12 protein-coding genes are annotated in these 20,822 nt (G+C 51.6%); all 12 read right to left on the reverse strand.

From position 1 onward, the window contains the following. Positions 1–133: 133 nt before the first annotated feature. Positions 134–961, reverse strand: a complete 828-nt coding sequence (locus DQG23_RS11460) for a carbohydrate ABC transporter permease (RefSeq protein ID WP_113031095.1) — start codon at positions 959–961, stop codon at positions 134–136. 84 nt (positions 962–1,045) lie between these two features. After that, positions 1,046–1,942 (reverse strand): ABC transporter permease, encoded by an 897-nt coding sequence (locus tag DQG23_RS11465; protein ID WP_238177847.1) that lies wholly within the window; start codon positions 1,940–1,942, stop codon positions 1,046–1,048. A gap of 435 nt (positions 1,943–2,377) precedes the next feature. Beyond that, positions 2,378–3,298 carry a helix-turn-helix transcriptional regulator gene (locus tag DQG23_RS11470; RefSeq protein ID WP_113030975.1) on the reverse strand — a complete coding sequence of 307 codons (921 nt, stop codon included), beginning with the start codon at positions 3,296–3,298 and terminating at the stop codon, positions 2,378–2,380. 38 nt (positions 3,299–3,336) lie between these two features. Beyond that, a complete protein-coding gene (locus DQG23_RS11475; RefSeq protein ID WP_113030976.1) occupies positions 3,337–4,293 on the reverse strand; it encodes an AraC family transcriptional regulator in 957 nt (318 codons plus the stop codon). Positions 4,294–5,296: 1,003 nt separating this feature from the next. Next, entirely contained in the window at positions 5,297–9,805 is a 4,509-nt protein-coding gene (locus tag DQG23_RS11480) for a DUF4832 domain-containing protein (protein WP_113030977.1), read from the reverse strand. A 28-nt stretch (positions 9,806–9,833) separates the two neighbouring features. Further along, positions 9,834–11,513, reverse strand: coding sequence for an extracellular solute-binding protein (locus DQG23_RS11485; RefSeq protein WP_113030978.1), 1,680 nt, complete (start codon positions 11,511–11,513; stop codon positions 9,834–9,836). Between the two features lie 52 nt (positions 11,514–11,565). Then, the gene (locus tag DQG23_RS11490; protein ID WP_113030979.1) at positions 11,566–12,447 is read right to left on the reverse strand and encodes a carbohydrate ABC transporter permease; all 882 of its coding nucleotides are present in this window, start codon (positions 12,445–12,447) and stop codon (positions 11,566–11,568) included. Positions 12,448–12,459: 12 nt separating this feature from the next. Further along, positions 12,460–13,428, reverse strand: coding sequence for an ABC transporter permease (locus DQG23_RS11495; protein ID WP_113030980.1), 969 nt, complete (start codon positions 13,426–13,428; stop codon positions 12,460–12,462). Between the two features lie 99 nt (positions 13,429–13,527). Then, the gene (locus tag DQG23_RS11500) at positions 13,528–15,447 is read right to left on the reverse strand and encodes a hypothetical protein (RefSeq protein WP_113030981.1); all 1,920 of its coding nucleotides are present in this window, start codon (positions 15,445–15,447) and stop codon (positions 13,528–13,530) included. Positions 15,448–16,227: 780 nt separating this feature from the next. Continuing rightward, the gene (locus tag DQG23_RS11505; protein WP_113030982.1) at positions 16,228–17,943 is read right to left on the reverse strand and encodes a sensor histidine kinase; all 1,716 of its coding nucleotides are present in this window, start codon (positions 17,941–17,943) and stop codon (positions 16,228–16,230) included. Further along, a complete protein-coding gene (locus DQG23_RS11510) occupies positions 17,940–19,505 on the reverse strand; it encodes a response regulator (RefSeq protein ID WP_113030983.1) in 1,566 nt (521 codons plus the stop codon). Before DQG23_RS11510 ends, DQG23_RS11505 begins: the two co-directional genes overlap by 4 nt. A 59-nt stretch (positions 19,506–19,564) precedes the next feature. After that, the gene (locus DQG23_RS11515; RefSeq protein ID WP_113030984.1) at positions 19,565–20,710 is read right to left on the reverse strand and encodes a hypothetical protein; all 1,146 of its coding nucleotides are present in this window, start codon (positions 20,708–20,710) and stop codon (positions 19,565–19,567) included. Positions 20,711–20,822 lie beyond the last annotated feature (112 nt).

Genomic DNA, 20,822 nt, shown 5'->3' on the forward strand with positions numbered 1-20,822 from the left:
AAGCAGTGACCTCCTTTTTATATAACAGTGCTTATATTTGATTTGACCAAGGATACGCTAACCGCACTGCTGTCATTTTACAGCCTCTGTCCTCCTTTCGCGAGCGAAACGATCACCTTGGTCAACACTGTTTTCAACCCTTAACCGAGCCGAGATAAATCCCCTTGGTGAAATAAGACTGGATGAACGGATAGATGCACAGCATCGGAATCATCGTGATGACAATAACCGCCATTTTGATCGTGACTGCGGGCGGTACGACGAATTGATCCGTGAACATCGCGGAATCGCCGATCCCCCCTTGCGAAAGGATGACGATTTGCCTTAGCAGCACTTGTACCGGCCATTTGCTGGAATCGTTGATATATAAAATGGCTGAGAAGTAACTGTTCCAATGCGCAACCGCATAAAAAAGCGTTAACGTAGCAATAGCGGGCTTTGAGAGCGGAACCACGATTTTATAAAAAATTTGAAAGTCATTGCAGCCGTCGATTTTGGCCGACTCCTCCAGACCATCGGGAAGCTGCTGAAAAAAGTTTTTCAGAATGATTAAATAAAATGCGCTGATCGCGCCCGGAATCAGTAAGGACCAGTACGAATCGATCAGTCCGAGCGACTTCACGACGAGAAACGTCGGGATCATGCCGCCGCTAAAAATCATGGTAAACGTAGCCAAAAACATGATCGGCCGTCTGCCGGGCAAGTCCCGTCTCGCCAGCGGATAAGCCATGATGCCGGTCATGAACAGATTGATCGCCGTGCCGGCAACCGTAATCCAAGCGGACACCCACAGGCTTTTCATCACCGTATCGGTCGAAAATATATAACGGTACGCCGTCCAGTCGAAACGGTCCGGAAACAAAATAAATGTCTTTCGCAGCACCTCTTCGGGAGAGGCGAGCGATCCGGCAATAATATAGAGGAACGGCACCAGTGTCACCAGCGACACCAGAAGCAGCATTCCTATATTGACTGCATCGAACAAGCGGTTTCCCAGCGATTTGTCATGCGTCAACGGATTCCCCTCCACTCTGGATGCAAACGGTCAAAAGATGCCGTCTTCTTCATTTTTCTTGGCCATATAATTCGCGAGGAATACAAGAATGGCGCCAATGACCGACTTGAACAGGCCAACGGCCGTGCTGTAGCTGTAATCGCCTTGCTGAATCGCGGCTGTATACACATAAGTATCGAATACTTCGCCGACTTCGCGATTTAACGCATTCAGCATGAGAAAAATTTGCTCGAACCCCGTATCCATAAAGCTGCCCAACCGGAGAATCAGCAAAATGATGACCGTACTACGAAGGGCCGGCAGCGTGACGTGCCACATGCGGCGAAATCTTCCGGCACCGTCGATCGTGGCCGCCTCATATTGCTGCGGGTCTACGCCGCTGATCGCCGCGAGGAAAATAATCGTTCCCCATCCCGCTTCCTTCCATATGACTTGGGACGTAATCATCGTTCTGAACCAATCCGGACTTTGCAGAAAATCGATCTTCTCCATACCGGCTGCCGTCATCAAACTGGGAACGATGCCGTCCTGAATGGTAAAAAACGTATAAAACATGCCGACGACGACGACCCAAGAAATAAAGTGCGGAATGTAGACGATCGTCTGCACTGCTTTTTTGTACACTTCCAGCCGCAATTCGTTCAGCATCAACGCCAGAATGATTGGCAGCGGGAAGAAAAAGACAATGTTATAGACGGCAAGCAAAGCCGTGTTCCGAAACAGCTTGAAAAATTCCGGGTCGCTGAAAAAACGGTCGAAGTGACGAAAGCCTGCCCATTCGCTTCCCGTTATGCCGAGGAACGGCTGATAATTTTGAAATGCGACGACAAGTCCCCACATGGGCAAATATTTGAATACTAAAAAGTAAACGATTCCAGGAACAAGCATCGCGTACAGCCATCGATTTCGCGCCAATGTTAACAACATGTTAATCGCCTCCTTTCCGAGTGGATGATAGCTTCATCATAGGGAGCCGCCGTACATTCCGTCTATAATCCGAACCGGACTTATCCTGAACAAACGCGGACTATGCCGTGAAATCGCGGTGTTTGGCCGGGTATTTGTCGCGGGACAATAAGAAAAACCGTCCGGAAATCACGGACGGTCCTTTGGTGCATGGCTATACGTTTGCACGTGGGGAGGTAATGGGTAGGGGCTTTCAGCTCAAACGAACATAATTGACCGTCTCTTTGTCCTGCAGGTACTTGCTCCGGCTTTGTAGCTGCGGTTTCTTTTTCTTTTCTGGCTTTCTTTTCTTCGACACCGGTGAGATCGCCGATCATCCTTTCCAACACGGCCTTACTGGTCGTGCAGGTTACATATTTGAAGAGTTGCGGCTTTTCAATTATGCGGTTCCGAAAACTACCGGTTCACCTGCTTATACGCTTTGGGGGTCATGGACGTCAGCTGCTTGAACGTCCGGTTGAAGTGGGTGACATTATCGAAGCCTGTTTTGCTGCAAATATCGATCATTTTGATATCCGTCTTCTTCAAATATTCCTTGGCTTTGGATACCCTGAGCTCGTTCAAATATCGGGTGAAGGATTTTTGCGTAACGTTTCGAAACACATTGCAAAAAGCGGTATGGGAAAGCAGCGATACTTTCACGGCGTCTTCCAAGTATATTTTTTCGGCATAATGCTCCTCCAAATATTTCACGACCCTCAGGACGGACTCCCTGTGCTTATCGACGAGATTGTCGGATCGATGACATTCAGGAGCCGCCTCTCTGCCTACCATCGCAAGCAATTTAAGCATCAAGGCTTTGGCCATAAGCTCGAAGCCCGGCTTCTTCCCGTTGAACTCGTATAAAATATCGTTTAATATGCTTTCTGCATCGCCTTCCATCTTCCCGGCCAAGCTTAACCGCTGTCTCAGCTTGCTTTCCTGTACCATTGCGGGTTCAATATACATAAAGTCCACGAACGACTGAATATCCACATCGCCGGCAAAGCTTTGATTGATAAATTCCGGTTTAAACTCCAGCTCAATGACTTCGCAGCTTACATGATCGTAGTTTTCGACGCTATGCGGCACATAAGGAGGAAGGACGAACAAATCGCCTTTGATCATCTCGTACTCTTTGTCATGGATGCGATGCTTCAACTGACCTCTGGTAATGTAATAAATTTGAAAATAGTCATGTCTATGCCGCGTGTGCACCAAATCATTTTCTAAAATATATCTCCGGATATAGAACGGATAATCGCCATGATCGTTCTCCTCAAGCCTGTACATCAAAATATCCCGATATTCCTCTTTGTCAAGTTGGTCGAAGCGCATATAACCACCTCTGACTTGTAATTTATCGAAAACTTCAATCACACTATTTTGCTTTTAGGCGTTTTATGTGTATAGGTTTCTTTGAATTGCATGGGCGACATGGTAGTAATTTGCTTGAAAATGCGATTAAAGTGGGTCACGTTGTTAAATCCGGTCTTGCTGCATATTTCGACGATTTTGAGATCCGTCTTGCATAGAAATTCCTTCGCTCTTGAAACTCTTAATTCGTTCAAATAACGGGCGAATGACTTTTTCGTCACCTGCTTGAAGGCGGAGCAAAAATAACTGTGGCACATGAAAGAGCGTTTGACGATGTCATGCAAGTATATTTTCTCCGTGTAGTGCTCTTCTATATATTGGATGATTCTGAGAATCGATTCCTTATGTTTATCCTGATGGCTATATGAATCGGCGGGACCGTAGTCCGAAGCCGCTTCCCGGCCAAGAATCGCAAGCAGTCTGAGAATCGCGGATTTGATAATAAGCTCGAAGCCTGGCTTCCGCTCCTCGAATTCATGCAAGAAATCGTATACGATTTTTTCGACGTCCATTTCGACCGATCCGCTAAGTCTTAAACGTGGCCGCACTTGATGCTCGTTCACCATGAACGGCTCAATATACATGAAATCCATGAACAACTCCAAATCGGCATCGTTCGCAAAGCTCTGGTTGATGAATTCGGGCTTGAATTCGATTTCGAGCGCCTCACAACGTTCATTGTCATTGTCGAAAGAAAAGGTTTTGTGCGGGATGTAGGGAGGGATAACAAACAAATCGCCTTTCGTGAGTCCAAACGTTTTGCCGTTAATGTAATGCTTCAGCCTGCCTTTGGCGACATAATAGATCTGAAAATAATCATGTCTATGGAGGCTGCCTTCTTCATGATCTACCGTGACCTTTTGAATAAAAAAGGGGTAATCTCCATGGCCGTTTTCTTCGATTTTATACAGCAGAATATCGCGATATTCCGTTTTCTCAAGCTGGTCGACCCGCATGTAAACCACCTCTGACTCATAGTTTAGAAGACTAAATGTTGAGCGGCAGTTATTCGATCCTGTTGATCAATGCCGGTTCGAGGGAAAGGCGCCAATAACGTTCGCTATACTGCTATTATGTATAATGGCGCGCCGCTTTTCAATACAAGGGATAGCGCTTTCTTGGTGATGCGAAATGCGAGGAGTGCAATGCACTTCACAATGCGAATTGCGCGATGCGAAATGCTCAAGCGAAAATGCTCAAGCGAAATCCGCGATGCTAATGCACAATGCGAATTGAGCACAGCAAATGGCACAAGTGAAACGCACAATGCGAATGCACTATGCGACACAATGAGAATAGCACGACGAATCGGCCGCAGTCCGATTTCGCCCAATTGGAATCGAGTTCTCATTCCTATCCGCGCCCGCAGTCCGAAAACGCCCGCTTGCAGCGGTTATTTGGCTCGTCACACCGGTAAATGCATCCTCCAAGAGGGCAAATTCGGACTGCAGCGTGAGGGTAACCCCGATTCCTTGTTCGAATTGGGCAATTTCGGACTGCAGTATATATGAATTTCGAAAGTATGCGCTAAACAGGTAAATAGTGACTGGGAGCGGCTTCCACGATACGGGGACTCATTCCACGCGACCGCCTCAAATTGGATTCGTGTACCTCAAACCGTGCGTTTGCCGTAAGCTTCATTCAGATTCCGCCTCGCGATGAACACCTTTGCTCTTGGCTAATGGTAGGCGCTTGCCAGCCCCCATTCCGGACTATCAGCTTAGAGATAACACCCATGCTGAGCGTACATAGAAAAAGAGCCCGATGTCTTCAATCGGACTCTATCTTGTATTAGGCTTCAGTTCATCTTGGCAAGATTATAGATTGCTTGAGCCGCCCCCCCCCCCGTCATCATTTTCGATTGCTGCGCTTGCATTAAACGATCAGCCCGCCTCCCGCCAAAACGAGCGGCAGCAGGACGATCTCCATATAAGAGGTGGTACGGCACCGCTCCCTTACTTACTTAGCCGCCTCCAAAACGCGGAGGAGCAGAACGACCGCTTCCGCTCTCGTCGCCGTGTCGAGAGGGGCAAAACGGTTGCCTTCGCGGCCCTCCAAGATCCCTTTTTGCGCTGCGGCCATCACGAAAGGCTTGGCCCAGCTCGGAATCGTTCCGTCATCGGCAAACGGCGTAAGCACGCCGGCATCCGCCTTCCATCCTAGTGCACGCGCGATCATCACGGCCATTTCCGCACGGTTGATTACCGCGTCCGGACGGAAGCTTCCGTCCTCGTAGCCGGAAATAATCCCGGCTTCTACCGCATTGGCGATAGCGTCAGCGGCCCATGGGCCGATTTGCTCGCGATCGGTGAATGTCAAATCGGAGCTGCCGTCGGGCAGCTGAAGCGCGCGCGCCAGCAGCACGGTAAATTCGGCCCGCGTTACCGTCGCATCCGGCTTGAACGTTCCGTCCTCATAGCCGTCAACGATTCCGTCGGATACGGCTTGCCGAATTTGCTGCTCTGCCCAGTGACCTTTCATGTCGGTCAGCGTCATTGCCGGTACGGAAGGTGCTTCGTCAATCGCGAACACGGCCAGCCTTCCGAATTGCTCCAAGCTGACGGTCGCTTGATTCCCCGTTATGACGCTTTCGAGCTCCAGCCATGCTTTTTTCGCTTCGTCGTACCGGAAAACAGCGACCCGTTGATTTCGGCCGAGCTGCGAAGCATCGAACTTGACCGTAACCGTCGCCGGCTTTTGCAAGTTCAGTTCCAAACCGTTCTCCAGCTCGAATACGGCGCTCAGCAGCTTGCGTTGACCGTTAGCCGGCACGGCTTCCTCTTCGGTTTTGCGAATCGCAATTCGCAGCTCCCGATCGGATGCGCCGGCAGGCACCGAAACGGAAATATCTTCGCCGAGACTGACCGTTCCGGAGCCTCCCGCAGGTATAGCCAGCGTTCCGGGAGCCGCAGATTTGACGCCGTTGCCGCCATCGCCGCCGCCCGAAGTACCGGTTCCAGAACCGTCGCCGCCGCTCTGACCGCCCCCTCCTTCGATTGGCGATGGAGATTGGATCGTCACGGTCACGGTTGCAATATTGGAATATTCCTTGCCGTCATAGGCGCGGAACGTAAACGTATCCGTGCCCGTCGCTCCCGGATTCGGGGTATAGACGAACGTGCCGCTCGCCAGAATGACCGACGTTCCCTTCAGTCCGTTCGTCACAATGCTGTAGGCGAGCGTGTCGCCGTCCGCATCGCTTGCGCCGACCGCGCCGCTCACGGCCTTATTCGCCTGCGTCGTCACAGCGCCATCCTGCGCGACCGGCGCCTGATTCGAAGGCTCTGCCCCCGGCTCGATGGTCACGGTAACCGTCGCGACGTTGGAATCGCTTCGGCCGTCATTCGCGCGGAACGTGAACGTATCCGTTCCGGATTGTCCCGCCAGCGGCGTGTAAGTGAATGCCCCCGTTGCAGCATCGGTGATGGCAGCCGTTCCCTTTTGGCCGTTCGTCACGATGCTGAATGTCAACGAATCGGAATCGCCGTCACTCGCCAGGAGCATCCCGCTGACCGGCGTATTCGCCGCTGTTTGCAAAGCTTGATCGGCCGCTTCGGGAGCCGTATTTTGCTCCGGCGCAAGCACCGCCAAGTGCTCGGCTATAACGTTGTATCCTTTATTCTCGTCCCAGACTCCTTCGTTTGCCAAACGTACGGCATACTCAGGGCGATTCCGGATACTCTCGGCGTCATCCGGCAGCCACAGCGCCAGCTTGTAATCGCCTGGCGGCACATTCGCCGGCACCTGGAATTGCGCCGTTACGTTAGTCGCCTCTCCCGGCGCCCACCATCTCGGATCCGCATCGGGCAGCGGAAAATTGAAACGTCCTCCTGCGCCGTCCAAGACGATATACACCGGCCGTTCATTAAACATAGCGGCAAATCCAACGTTGCGTAAATTCAGCTCGACGCTTGCCGTTTGCCCCGGCCTGAAACGCTTCGTCCAACCGGCATTGTCGAGCACCAGCCGGTAGCCTAAACGACGGCTGATTTCGTCGAACTTCCCCTGGTCCTTCCAACCCTGATAAACGGCGGGATGCCATCCGCTAAATAAATAGCTGGTATGCAGCTTTTCCATTTCGGGTATCGCTTTGCTGGAATGGGCATAGGAGGAAGGCGCGCAAGTCTCTCCGCCATGCGGCGTATAGCGGGTATCGCCCCATACGTAATCCTTCCACTGCTCGACGGCATCGATCGGATACGTTCCGACATCGTTATAACTGGCCACGAAGCAATCGTTATGATGCCCGATACGCGCTCTTACGCTTCCGCTGAACGCTTCCGCGGGCTGCAGCGGAACGCCCCCGTTCGGGAACAGCTCTTCTTTCTTGGCCGGAGTCCGGCTTTGCACCATCCGGTTGGCTGGCAGGGCGTCCAGGATCGCTTCCATAATCGGAACGGCATTTGCAGGCTGATCCAGATTATTTTGCGAGGTATGCCATTCCCCCCATGCGCCGACGAATCCGGCCTGCATAACGGCAAGCACATCGGCGTTATCGGTCAAGACCGGCTTCAATTGTTCAAGGTGGCCCAGTACGACATTCTTAGGCGCGTCGTTGCCGATTGCCGAAAAATCGTAATTGAATCTAAGTACGACCTTTATTCCCGCCTGCCGGACTTTATCGAAAGCCGAATTAAGCTGATCGAGAAACGATTGGCTGATCGGTCCGCTTCGGAACGCATCCAGCTGGACATTCCAATGATCGATGCTATAGCCGAGCGCTCGAGCTTGATCGGCTTCATACAGCGGATCACCGGGCTGGAAATAATACGTGAAGCCGCGTTCCGGATTCAGGAAGTCTTCAAAGCTTTCCGTATATTCGCCGTAACCCGGCGCCGGAATGTCCATGATCGACCGAATCGTCACCGTCACCGCGCCGATATTGGAGGCCGCGGCTCCGTCATGAACCTGGAATGTAAACGTATCCGTACCCGTAGTACCCGCATTCGGCGTATAGGCGAACATCCCGTTTACAGCGTCCGTGAGTGTCGCCGTTCCTTTTTGCCCGTTCTGCACAATGCTGAATGTCAGCGGATCGCCGTCGGCATCGGCAGCCGGCAGCGTACCGTTTACAGCCGTATTCTCCCAAACCGCGTACGCCGCATCCGTCACGACCGGAGCGGAGTTTTGTTCGGGCGCAAGCACCGTCACCTGATCGGCCAGCACATTATAGCCCTTGATTGCATCCCATACGTTCTCATTCGCCAAACGTACCGCGTACTCCGGCCGCGCCTGGATTCGGGCGTCTTCGTCCGGCATCCACAAAGCCAGCTTGTACTCGCCCGGCGGTACGGCGGCAGGCACTTGAAATTCAGCCGTGATAGGAGTCGTTTCTCCCGGGCTCCACCGCCGCGGATCGATCCCTTCAAGCGGGATGTCGAAACGTCCCGCAGCGCCGTCAAGCACCAGATAAACCGGCCGCGGATTGAACATCGCGGCGAACCCGACATTGCGGACATCAAGCTCGATCGTTGCCGTCCGTCCCGGCCTGAAGCCGCTCGTCCAACCGGCTTCGTCCAGCACGAAGCGATAGCCGAGACGTTTGCCGATCTCCTCGTACTTTCCTTGATCCTTCCAGGCCTGGTATACGGCCGGATGCCAACCGGCGTACAAATAGCTGTAATGCATCGCCGCCATTTCCGGGATTGCGTTGACGGCGTCCGAGCGCGGTGGATTCGGTCCGGTCTGGCCGCCGATCGGCGTAAATCGGGTATCATCTGCTATGTACTGCTTTACGCCTGCTGCATAGCTGTCATTAAGGAAGGTATTGTTGAAATAGCCGATTCTCGCCCGATCGCTTCCGCTAAAAGCTTCCGCAGGCTGCAGCGGCGTGTTGTTGTTCGGGTATAACGATTCCTTGCTCACATGCCAGGGAATCTGGATCATTCGATTGTCCGGCAAAGCATCCAGCAGCGCTTGAACGATCAGGCGGGCCGTCGCCGGGTCCGCCAAATCGTTCGACGAAGACGTCCAAGCTCCGAATGCGCCGATAAAGCCTGCCTGGGCGCTGACGATCACATCGGCATTTCCGGTTAGCAACGGTTTAAGCTGTTCGATATGGCCTAGAACGGTCTCCTTTGGCGCATCCTGACCGGTCGTGCCGTAGGCAAAATTCATTTGCACCTTAATCCCGGCCTGCCGCACCTGGACGAAGCCTTGCTCCAGCCCGTCGAGAAATGCCGCATCTAACGGAGCGCTGCGAAAAGCTTCCAGATCGATATTCCAAAATGCTATACTGTAGCCTGCTTCGCGCGACTTGGCGGCTTCATACTGAGGCAGGCTCGGATCGAAATCAAATTCGAAGCCGCGCTCCGGGTTCATAAAATCCGCTTCGCTTTCCACATACTGCCGATGCGTCGTGCCCGGGCCAGGGGCTGCCTGAGCAGCCATGACAGGAAACAGTCCCCCAACCAGCGTCAAACATACCAACCAATGGCACAACTGAAACAATGGCCTCCTAATACCCATGGATTATCCTCCTCATTGAGAGCGATCCTTATTTCAAAGCATATTCCGCGCCGAACTTCTCCACGTTCTTCTTGTACTGCTTCGAGTAGTAGTCTTCAAGCTGCTTTAATCCCGATTTCTCCATATTCGCCAGCATCTCTTGGTACAGCGAAACCGCCTTCTCCTCCGAATCGGCCAAAATAATTCTCGGCATCGCCGTCTTGGCGATTTCCTTGATCCGTGTCGTTACCGTACCTTCCGCTGTTGTCGGATCGGGCTCCATCTTGTACGTAATGGCCGTCCAGTCTTTGGCGCTCTTGTCGATCAGCGCGTACATCTCCATTTGCTTCTTGGTTTCCGGCGTATCTGGAAACACCTCTTTCAGCCAATCATATTTAAAGAAGGACAATTGCAAAATGCCTTTCTTGATCCGGTACTCGTTCAATTTCTCTTCAGGCAAGGTGCGCAATACCGACTTTTCGTCTGCGAGTTTGTAATCCACGCCTTCTTTTCCGTAATTCATAAGCAAATTGCCGTCCCTGTTCCACATATAACGGATAAATTTGATTAGCGCTTCCGGGTTTTTCGCTTTTTTCGTAATGAGCGTAATCGTCCAGCCCATCCGGCTTTCACCCGGATACTCTACTCTCGGAACCGCTTTCATTGGATCCATTGCATAAAAATAAGTCTTCTCCTCGCCAAACTGCTTCGTCAGCGATTGTGTGGCGGCTGACGTATCCCAATACCGGCCCGGCACGACGAATACGCGGGTTGCAAAATCCTTCTGCAGCTGCTCGCTCTTCTTGATAAACAGCTCCTTGTCGATAAGTCCGTCCTTATAGAGCCGGTTCATGTATTTCACATATTCGGCGTATTGCGGGTCTTTATACTTGTTGGATACGATGCCGTTATCGCCCACGTAGTACTGCCGGATGCCGAACGAGCCTTCAACGACATTCGTCGTCAGCTGATCTTCCCCGAGATTGGCGAATGCCATCGGAATCGAAGGCTGGCCTTCCATCGTCGGAAACTTTTCTTTGAACAGCTTGAGGGCCTTGGCCAAATTGTCAGGCGTCGACATGTCCGGGGAACCCAGCTCCTTGTAGATGTCCTGCCGCACCATATAGGTGTAAGCGCCCATTAAATTGGTATAATAATAGCTCGGCAATCCGTACAGCTTGCCGTCGACGTCGGAGCTAATTAATTTGTAGACGTCATTCGGAATTTCTTTCTTGAATTCGGGAGCGAATTTCTCGATCAGTTCGTCATGGGAGTATACGAGCCCTTCCTTGATCAGCTTCTCTACTGTCGGGTCGGTTTGTTCCAGCGTGATCATATCCGGCAGCTCGCCCGTAGCCAGCATCAAATTCAATTTCTCCGAAGGCGTTCCGGTCGGGAAGTTCACATTAGGCTTGACGCCGGTAATCTCGGTAATGTCCTTGAAATACTCATAATTGTCCCATTTCGAAAAGTTGGCATTCAGGTTGATATACCAGTCGAAAGAAATATTGTCTCCGATATGCCATTTCTTCTTCTGGTCGGCGATATAATCCCCCGTACCGCCGCCGGAATCCGGCGCAGCCGACGCCTGCGGCGTATTCGAGCTTGCCGCCGGCGAGCCGGTCGGCGCTTGTCCGCCGGAGCCTGACGAGCAAGCGGCGAACAGCATGGTGCATAAACATGCGCTAAGCGCGATTCCCAGTTTTTTGCGATAATTGCTCTTGTTCAATTCGCATATCCCCCATCGTTTTTATTAAATAAACACTGTGTGCACCCAGTGATTACCCCTTAAGAGAGCCAAGCATAATCCCCTTGATAAAATATTTTTGCAGCAGCGGGTATATAAGCAGGATCGGTCCGATCGCCACCATCATCGTTGCGATTTTGACCGCTTCCGGCGTAACCGCCGTCGCTTGAATGCCGTCGCGCGCCAACAGATCGTTTAATGTCTGCTGCGCGGCGGTTTCCTTAATGATTTTTACAAGAATCGTCTGCAGCGGCTGCAGATCGGGATTATTCATATAAATATAAGCATCGAACCAAGCGTTCCAGTGACTTACGCCGTTAAACAGCGCAATGGCGGCAAATACCGGCATCGAAGTCGGAATGACAATACGGAAGAAGATGCCTATTTCGTTATACCCGTCGATTTTCGCCGATTCTTCCAAAGCGTCCGGCATCGACCGAAAAAATCCGATCATAATCATCGCATTCCATACACTGATAAGCATCGGAATGATATAGACGAGAAAGTTATTTAATAGTCCGATCGACTTGATCAATAAAAAGGTCGGAACGAGGCCGCCGCTGAAAAACATAGTGAAAACCAGCAAATACACATACCATTTGTGAAAAAGCAAATCGTTCTTCGACAATGCGTAGGCAAGCATTCCCGTCGCAATGACGCTTGTCAGCGTGCCGATGACCGTACGTGCAGCCGTAACCAGGTACGCCTTTCCCAGAAGCGGATTACTGAATACGGTCGCATAATTATCCAACGTCCACTCCCGCGGCCAGAAATAAATGCCCCCCCGGATGGCGTCCGTACCGTCGTTAAAAGACAAGACAACCAATTGATAGAAGGGATACAGGCACAAAAAGCATAAAACCAGCATCCCCGCCATATTCAAGCGATCAAACCATTTTCCCCGCCGAAGCTTCATCCTTTCATCCCCCTACCAGATGCCCGATCCGTTTATTTTCTTTGCGATCCGGTTTACGAGGACAATCAGCACAAACCCGATCAATGACTTAAACAATCCGACCGCCGTCGAATATGAAAACCTTCCTTGCGTCAGTCCGGTCTTGTAAACATAAGTATCGATGACTTCTCCAACGTCGAGCACCATCGGGTTTTGCAGCAAATATAGCTGATCGAAGCTCGAATTCAGAATGCCGCTTATTTGGAATATAAGCAAAATGACGATAGTCGGGGCGATCGACGGCAGCGTAATGTGGACCATTTTACGCAGTCTGTTGGCCCCGTCGATTTCGGCCGCTTCATAAAGCGCCGGGTCGACGCCTGCGATCGCGGCAAGATAGATGATCGCCCCCCATCCGAGCTCCTTCCATATGTCGGAGATGATCAGGATGGGCCAATAAAACCGGGAATCGCCGAGAAACATGATCGGTTCGTCCAAAAGGCCGACGGCCAATAGCAGCCGGTTTATAACCCCGACGTCTAGCGACAACAACCCGTACACGATCCCCGCCATGACCACCCAAGAAATAAAATGAGGCAAATAGGAAACCGTCTGAACGAACCGTTTAAACCGGTTGCCTGTCAGCTCGTTCAACAATAAGGCGAACAGAATCGGCATCGGAAATCCCCAGATCAGCTTCCATAAGCTGATTCCAAGCGTATTCCTCATCAAATTCCAAAACTCCGGGTTCTGGAAAAACGCTCTGAATTGATCGAACCCGACCCAAGGACTGCCTGTTATTCCTTTGAGCGGCTGGTATTCCTGGAACGCAATGACCACGCCGTACATCGGGATATAGTGGAAGACGATCACCCAGACGATCCACGGAACGATCATCATTTGCAAATATTTTTGCTTGCCTAGCATCCGCCAAACAGAAGGGAGCGCTCCTGCCGCCGCCCTCGCCGCCGGCTCTCCTTGCCGTCTTGTCTCGCTTCTCATCTGCAAACCTCTCCTAACAAACATAAGCTCACGAAGCCGGTTTTCCAGCCGCTAAGCATTTCGGTCATTCGCTGTTGCTGACATGGGACTCTTTGACGCTTACGCATAAAATAACTTCAACCGCTCGCTCAGCGCGCCCATCGTCAGGCCGGAGACGATTTCCGCGACCGTCCAGCCCGATTCGATGACCCACGGGCCCCAGCCGGTGTCTTTGGGCAAGCCGAATACTTCCATCAACTCGACGTCAAAAGCTCGCGCCCAGCCGCCATGCAGCTGCTTGTTGCCGCTGTGAAGCTGCGCAGATATCATAAACTTAGCCAGGTCCCGCCATAGCTCCATGAAATAATCGTCGCCAGTAACAAAGTAAGCCTGCATAAAGCCGATCGGCAGCCAGTTGACGGAATAGAGAAAATCTGCGATCGGGTCGCCATTGTTCGTTAGCAGGGAGCATTCGTCGGTGTCGTTTTTGGCGCTGCGGTTTGCTTGATACCCGGTATCCCATTCCAAATAGGCGCCGGAGGAATGGCGAACCCGCTGCAAATCCTTCGTTACCCGGTATAACCATGCTTTATGCTCATCGTCCTTCGTCACCCAATACAGCCACGCTAACGGAAGAATGAGCCGGCACATCTCCTGGGTTTCGCTATGCTCCCTCCGCGTATTCGGGTAAGCGGCCATAATCGTTTGCATGCCTTTGACGGCCGTTTCCTTAAATGGCTCGATTCCCGTCAACCGATAGCCAAGCAGCAGCGATGCCAAATAATAGCCGTTATAATGGCCGCTCGGGAAATTTCCCGGCTCCGACGCCAGCCTGCGCATTTCCGCTTCCGTAAGCTTGATATTGTCCGTCCGGCTGACGCGCGTGCCGTCGGTTCCCGTCGTCGAAACGAGGAAATGCAGCGCATCCGTACATTCGGCCAAATAATCGTCGCTGCCGGTGTACAAACATTTAAGCAGCTGCGGAATCAGCACCCTTGCCGCGTCGTCCTGATAGCAGGTTCCCCATTGCCACCCCGACCAGCGCAGCATGCCTTTGTGCCGTGTTTCTTCTTTCTCCTGCAAAATATCAAAGCATACCGAAATAAGCCGATCCGAAACCAGCTTGCTGTTCGCGTCGCCCGTCAACAAATAATGCAGGAAATAGGCCATCGACGCCTCGCCGGTGCAATCGTTGCGAACATCCGTCAATACACGCTGCTTCCCGTCGGGATAAATCTCCGTGGCGATCCCTTCCATGATCCCTTCTCTGCCCTCATCGATCAGCAGTTCTGCTTCGCGGAACCAGGCGACGCCCTGCTCGATCGTGTCTCGTAATCTTGCTTCAAAGCTGTCCTCCCCGGTAAATGCGCGGGTACTGTACTCGTCCTTAATGAAGCCGCTAACCTTCACCCGTTCATCGCAAAGCCAGCTCACGATGTAGTCGGCAAGCCCCTTCCATTTGATCAAAGGCGAAAAACGGGCTTTGACAAAGTGACTTAGGCGAAATGAGCAGACCATCAAGCGATCATTGTTCTCCAGCCACAGCGCGCGATGGCTGGAGTCCTCGTACAGTTCTGAACTAACCTGTATGCTGCGATGAACATCTTTTCGGACATAATGCAGAATGGAGCGATACTCGGGATGAGCGGAAGGATAGCTGCGCAAAGCCGTATTACACTGGTCATCCAGCAAGTCGCCTTGACTCAGCCCGAATTCCCCTCCATCCTCATCGCAAAATACAAGCCGATCGTAGCGGGTAGGAGACGGCGGACTATAAAAGCTCAGCCCGGCAGCGCCGCAGTACTCGATAAACACTTTTTTGCCCCGCTTGATTTGCGCTTCAATACTCGCCCGGTTTCGCGGCGTCAGCAAAAGCGGCGTTTCTTGCGTGCCGCCAAGAACGGCAATCGCATCGTAAGCGTCCAGATCGGCCGATGACAAGTGCTCCGGGTTGATGATCCGGATTCCTGTGCTCGCTTTTTGCAGCAACTCGGACAAGTCGCTTTGAGATTCCGTAATGATCGCCATTTTCCGTTCCAATGCTCTGCCTCCAGTATCTTTTGTGCCCTACAAACATTGTAGTAGCGTCCGGACGAATGCAAAATATCAAATAATACAGGAACATTGCAGTTTTTCTATACATTTCCGATAATTAAGAGAATCAAGATAAACGGCTTACGTTCAGGCGCATTTCCCACAGGTTTTATTGCACGAACGGGGTGCTAACTGGAAAACATCCAGCTATTTTCGGTTAAAACGCACGAAACAGACTTTTAGCTGGAAAACCTCCAGCTAATTTTGCCCATCGCTTCGTTTTTTGCAGATTTCGCTATAATTAGCTGTAGGTTTTCCATTAAGACCTTTAAAACGAGGAATATTCGCAAAATTAACTGTAGGTTTTCCAGTTCGCATGGCGCCGATTTCTCGTATTCCGGTGAGGCAGCGAGGAAAAGCGCAATACTTTCAAAAAATTGGAAACGAAAAGCACGCTTTCCCTAATTCGTTAGCCAAAAACGCCTTGTTGCTGCGAAAGTAGTGATCCTAGCCTCATAAACACGGGGACCGTCGATTTCGCAAGCATTTTACAACTCGCTCTTATCCCAACATCATATAAATTCTTTATTAGAAAAAACCGTCCGGAAATCACGGACGGTCCTTTGGTGCATGGCTATACGTTTGCGTGTGGGCGAGGTAGTGGGCGGGACTTCTAGCCCATCCTCCATGTTCTGCTGAGCGAATAAGGAAAACCTTACAATGACTCGGAAAAGGCTACTAATTGTACGGTTTCCCTACTAATCGCCGACAAACGCCTTGTTTCCGCTAATTTAGTAAGGCTGGCCTTCCATCCGCCTTATGAATCGGCAGCCGAACCGCAACTTCCGTACCCGCTCCTTCGCTGCTCCGAATTTGGAGTCCATACGCTTGTCCGGTAAACAGCCGGATGCGCTCGTCCACGTTTCGAAGCCCGTACCCCGAATGCTTCTCTGATAAAATGCCGCGCACTACCTCTTCCTTCATGCCCGGCCCGTTATCTTCAATCTCGATTTCGATGCAGCCGTCCCTTAGGCCCCCCGTTATCGTCAAGCATCCGCGTCCTTCTCGTTTCTGGATGATGCCGTGCTCGATCGCATTCTCGACAATCGGCTGCAGGAAGAAATTCGGCACCACAAACTCGCCGATGGAGCCGTCAATCCGGTAATCGACATCGAAGCTGTTTTTCCGGAACATCAGCTGCAGCTCGATATACGTCCGAATGTTTTCCAGCTCTTCCTTTAACGAAATCGTCGAATGCCCTTTATTCAACACCGCACGGTAAAACTTCGACAAGCGCGTCGCCACATAACTGATTTCGTCCGCTCCCATCCGGATCGCCTTCCAGTTCATGACGGATAAGCTGTTGTATAGAAAATGAGGATTTATTTGCGCTTGCAGCGCCCGTAATTCCGCTTCCTTCTTGGCGATTTCCTTCTCGTAGCCGTCTTTGATCAGCTCGTCCAGCCTGCGAACCATTTTGCCGAATTGATTCGTTAATTGTCCGACTTCATCCCGATAATCGCTGACAATGAACAAGTCGAAATCGCCCTTTTCCGTTTTCTTCATCTTGTCGTTCAAGCTCTGAAGCCTTTTAACAAAATGCGTGGAAAAAAAGAAGATGGCCACGCCGACAACAACCAGGCATAATAAAGCGATCATCAGCGCAACCCGGAGAATCCAGCCGATTTCCCTGTTCATGCCGTCGATCGGCACATAATAGGTAAGCGTCAAACCGGCGCGGGCTATCGATTTCGTCGAGGCGATATATTTATCGCCGGCCTTGGGAACGGCCCGGTCGGCGCCATTCGCATAACTGAAAGCGGAAACTGCGCTGCCTTTTACCTCCCTGTCGTATACGATCTCGTTACGTTTGTCGGCGACGACGATGCCGTAATTTTCCGCTTCCATCACTAGAGAGCCGTCCAGAATACTGTTGTGCTCCAGCTTAAGATAAAGAAAACCCAGCACCCGGCTGCTGTAAGCATTAACGATCTTTTGCACCGCGTACAGCTCCCCGCCGTCGAAAAACCATAAAATATCGCCGCTTTTGCTCGCTTCCTCATACCAGCTGCTGTTGACCGCGAGATCAAGCGGCTGAATGAGGTTTCCGAATTGGGGCAGCCCGGTCGCCGTGTATACGGTGATTTGCTGAAGATCCTCGTTCATGGCGGAAATGTTCGAGAAGAAAGGCTCGACATCCTTAAGATAGTCGACGGACAAATCGCTGAAATTGTCGTAAGTATTTCCTAAAATTTGCTGGATCCTGGTGTTGAAAGCGATAAAGCGAATGATGACCTCGTAGCGGCCCAGCTTTTCCTCGATATTGCCGGCGATTTTACCCGCGTAAGCTTCCAAGCTTTGCTGAGCCTGCGTTTGCAGAAGATGTTTGGATTGGTTGTAGGCGTAAATGCCGAGGATCAAAATCGGTACGATCACGACGATGAGGTAAGAAAGAACGAGCTTCTGTTTGAACGGCAAATGTTTAAACAGATAAGCGATCATATCCGCGAGTACCCTCTTTCCCTGAATTGGGCGGGAGACGTGCCGAAGTAGCTTTTGAATAGATTGCAAAAATACGACGTATTCGGATACCCCACTTCAATGCTGATATCCGCGACCTTCTTGTTCGTCTCGCGCAGCAATTGCTCCGCTTTATACATGCGATGAGCCGTCAGCGCCTTCATGAAGCTTTGCCCCGTCTCTTTTTTGAACAAGTTGCTTACATATTTCGAGGACATGTACACCTTATCCGCCACATAGTCCAGCCCGAGGTCGTTCATATACTCGCTATGAATGATCGCCATAATCTGCTCGATCGCCTTGCTTGTCGATTTTGCCGGACTGCAGACCGATTCCCCGTTCGCCTCGTCCAGCAGAGCAAGCAATATTCGTTTGACGTCCTCGATATGATTCGTTTTGTAAAGAGATTCCGCAATGGCGCGAAACGGCCTGTCTCCCCGCTCGGGAATTTGCGCGAACAGATTCTTGGCGATTTCCGTGCAAAGGTATTTGACGTAAATGGCGGAATGGCTGCCCGAAGCGGAAAACTCGCGAAATAGCCGGTCAATGCCGGCTGCGGCTTGATCGAACCTGCCGCTCCGCACTTGCTCGCATACCGTCTCCAAGACCGAATCCGCCGCGTATATCGGACCTTTATACAGGCTATCGTCGCTGCCCGCCAACAAGAAAACCTTGCTCCCTTCAGCAAAAAAACGGTTTTCCAGCACGCTTTCCATTTGCTGATACAAGCCGCAAACGCATTCGGCTTCTTCAACGGGGCCGGCGATCGCCATACACATATTCATCCCGAACCGGGACTGCAAATGCGCGTTCAGCTGCTCTCCCAGCATGACCAACTCGTCGTTCGTCCCTCTGTGTGCGCCCGTTTTCAAAAAAACGACGCTTTGATATTCGTGCAGGTTCAGCACATCGTGCTCTCCGGGCACGCATTCGCGAACCGCCTTGGCAAAATCGAGTCCGTCCGCGTCGAAAAGCCGCCCGGCCGCATCCACGAGCAGCATCACGCTGCGCTCCAAATCGGCGCGGATCCCCGATTCGTCGACCCTGTTTCGCAATGAATCGCTAATTGGGCCGCTGTGAAGCAGCTCCCATAGCAGCTGTTTTTTCTCATATTGCGCCGCCATACGATGAGCGTTCTCGAAGGTTCGCGCTTGCCGTTTATTTTCAGCTGCCTGCTCGCATAATGTGATAGCGCTTTCCATTACCTGCAGAAATTCTCCGACTTCGATCGGCTTCAGAATATAGTGCTCGACCTTGTAGGCGATGGCTTGTTTGGCGTATTCAAATTCGCCGTGAGCGCTGAAAATAATAATTTTCAGATTCTCGTCAAGCTCCCGCGCTCTTCTCGTCAGCTCCAGTCCGTCCATAAAAGGCATTTTAATATCCGTTAGCAAAATATCGACATGGTTTTCCAGCAAATACTGAAACGCTTCTTCGCCGTTCGACATTTCCACCGGATCCAGCTTGAGCTTATACTTGTCGATCAAAAACCGGATGCCTTCCCGCTCTTCCAACTGGTCGTCCACGATCAGTGCTTTAAACATCGGCCTGTCCCCCTTGCCCGGCTTGTTCCCCCCTACTATAGCACGATCGCTTCCGCCATTCACCCTCGATTATTCCATACACTCAGCGTCTCCCTCAACCATTCCATATGCTTCGCGGTCATCATGCCGTAGTGATAAAAGCCGATCTCGCGAATGCCGTTATCGATCGCAGCCTGCACATTGGCCTCCAGCGCTTGCCGGCCGGTTGCCCACGGAGCGCAGGCCCCAAGTCCCAGCGACAATTTGCCGGAGGGGATTTTCGCTAAATACTTCTCTAGTACATCTTGCGTTTGGCGGACATCATCCGTATAAGAGAAGGTCATGATCCGGTCCGCAATGCCGTGCAGCCGATCCGCATTCAGCCCGGATACCCGGTGAGAACCGAAAACGGCCATATGAATTTCAGCGTGAATCTGCTTTTTCAAATCCCCGACAAAGACCGCCAAGCTCTCTTCCCTGAAGCTCAAATAATCGGAAAGACCTGCGAGTTCGAACATCGCTTCTCCCCCGTCTGTTCCCTGATAGACTAAACGCAGCTGCTCCAGCACGTCGGACCGCAACGCTTCGGTATCGATTCCTTTGTTTTGAGCAAGCTTCACGCAATCCGGGCAAAAGCATAACGAGACGAGCAGCTGATTGACCTCATTCAAGTCGATGCCCCATTTGGCATGCTGATGATGCGGAACCGCCATCCAGGAAAGCGACTCCAGCAAAAAGCTTGCGGGCGCATGTCTGCTCTCCATTTCTTGAAGCATTGTGGTCACATATTGCCTGACATTCCGATTATTTGGACAAAGCGCATGACGGAAACGGTGACCCCAAGCATTCTGCACCGCGCACTCCGGATAACGTTGAGCCAGCTCGCTGTTGTGGCAGGCAACAACCCAAGCATGGTACTCCAGCCCGCTCTTCGCCATCTCATCCCTCAGGGCATCGAAATCCGCATGCCGAGAAAGGGAAGAAACATGCGGCTTTATCTCTCCATACAACGCTTCCTTCGCTGCGAAAAACACCCCCGCCTCTCCCTCGTATATGGAAGGCGTTTGGTCATGCAAGCTCAACTGCTGCATGGAGTGGTACGACGCAGCCATGTACAGACCGTCGATCCCCGCCTCGTTTCGCAAGCTTCTCAATCGCTCCATACCAAGGGAGCCGGCAAAATCCCAAGGATAAGCAAACATGCGAAAGTTATAATCGCTATTCATTTTTTCCGCTCCTTCAACTGTTGATGGAATACATGTAGGTGCACAGATTGAATACACAGCCTGATCCCTCAGGCACTGCGTGTACTTCAACGCTTTGCTGGCTCATTCCTGC

Source organism: Paenibacillus contaminans, from assembly GCF_003285015.1.
GTDB lineage: Bacteria > Bacillota > Bacilli > Paenibacillales > NBRC-103111 > Paenibacillus_V > Paenibacillus_V contaminans.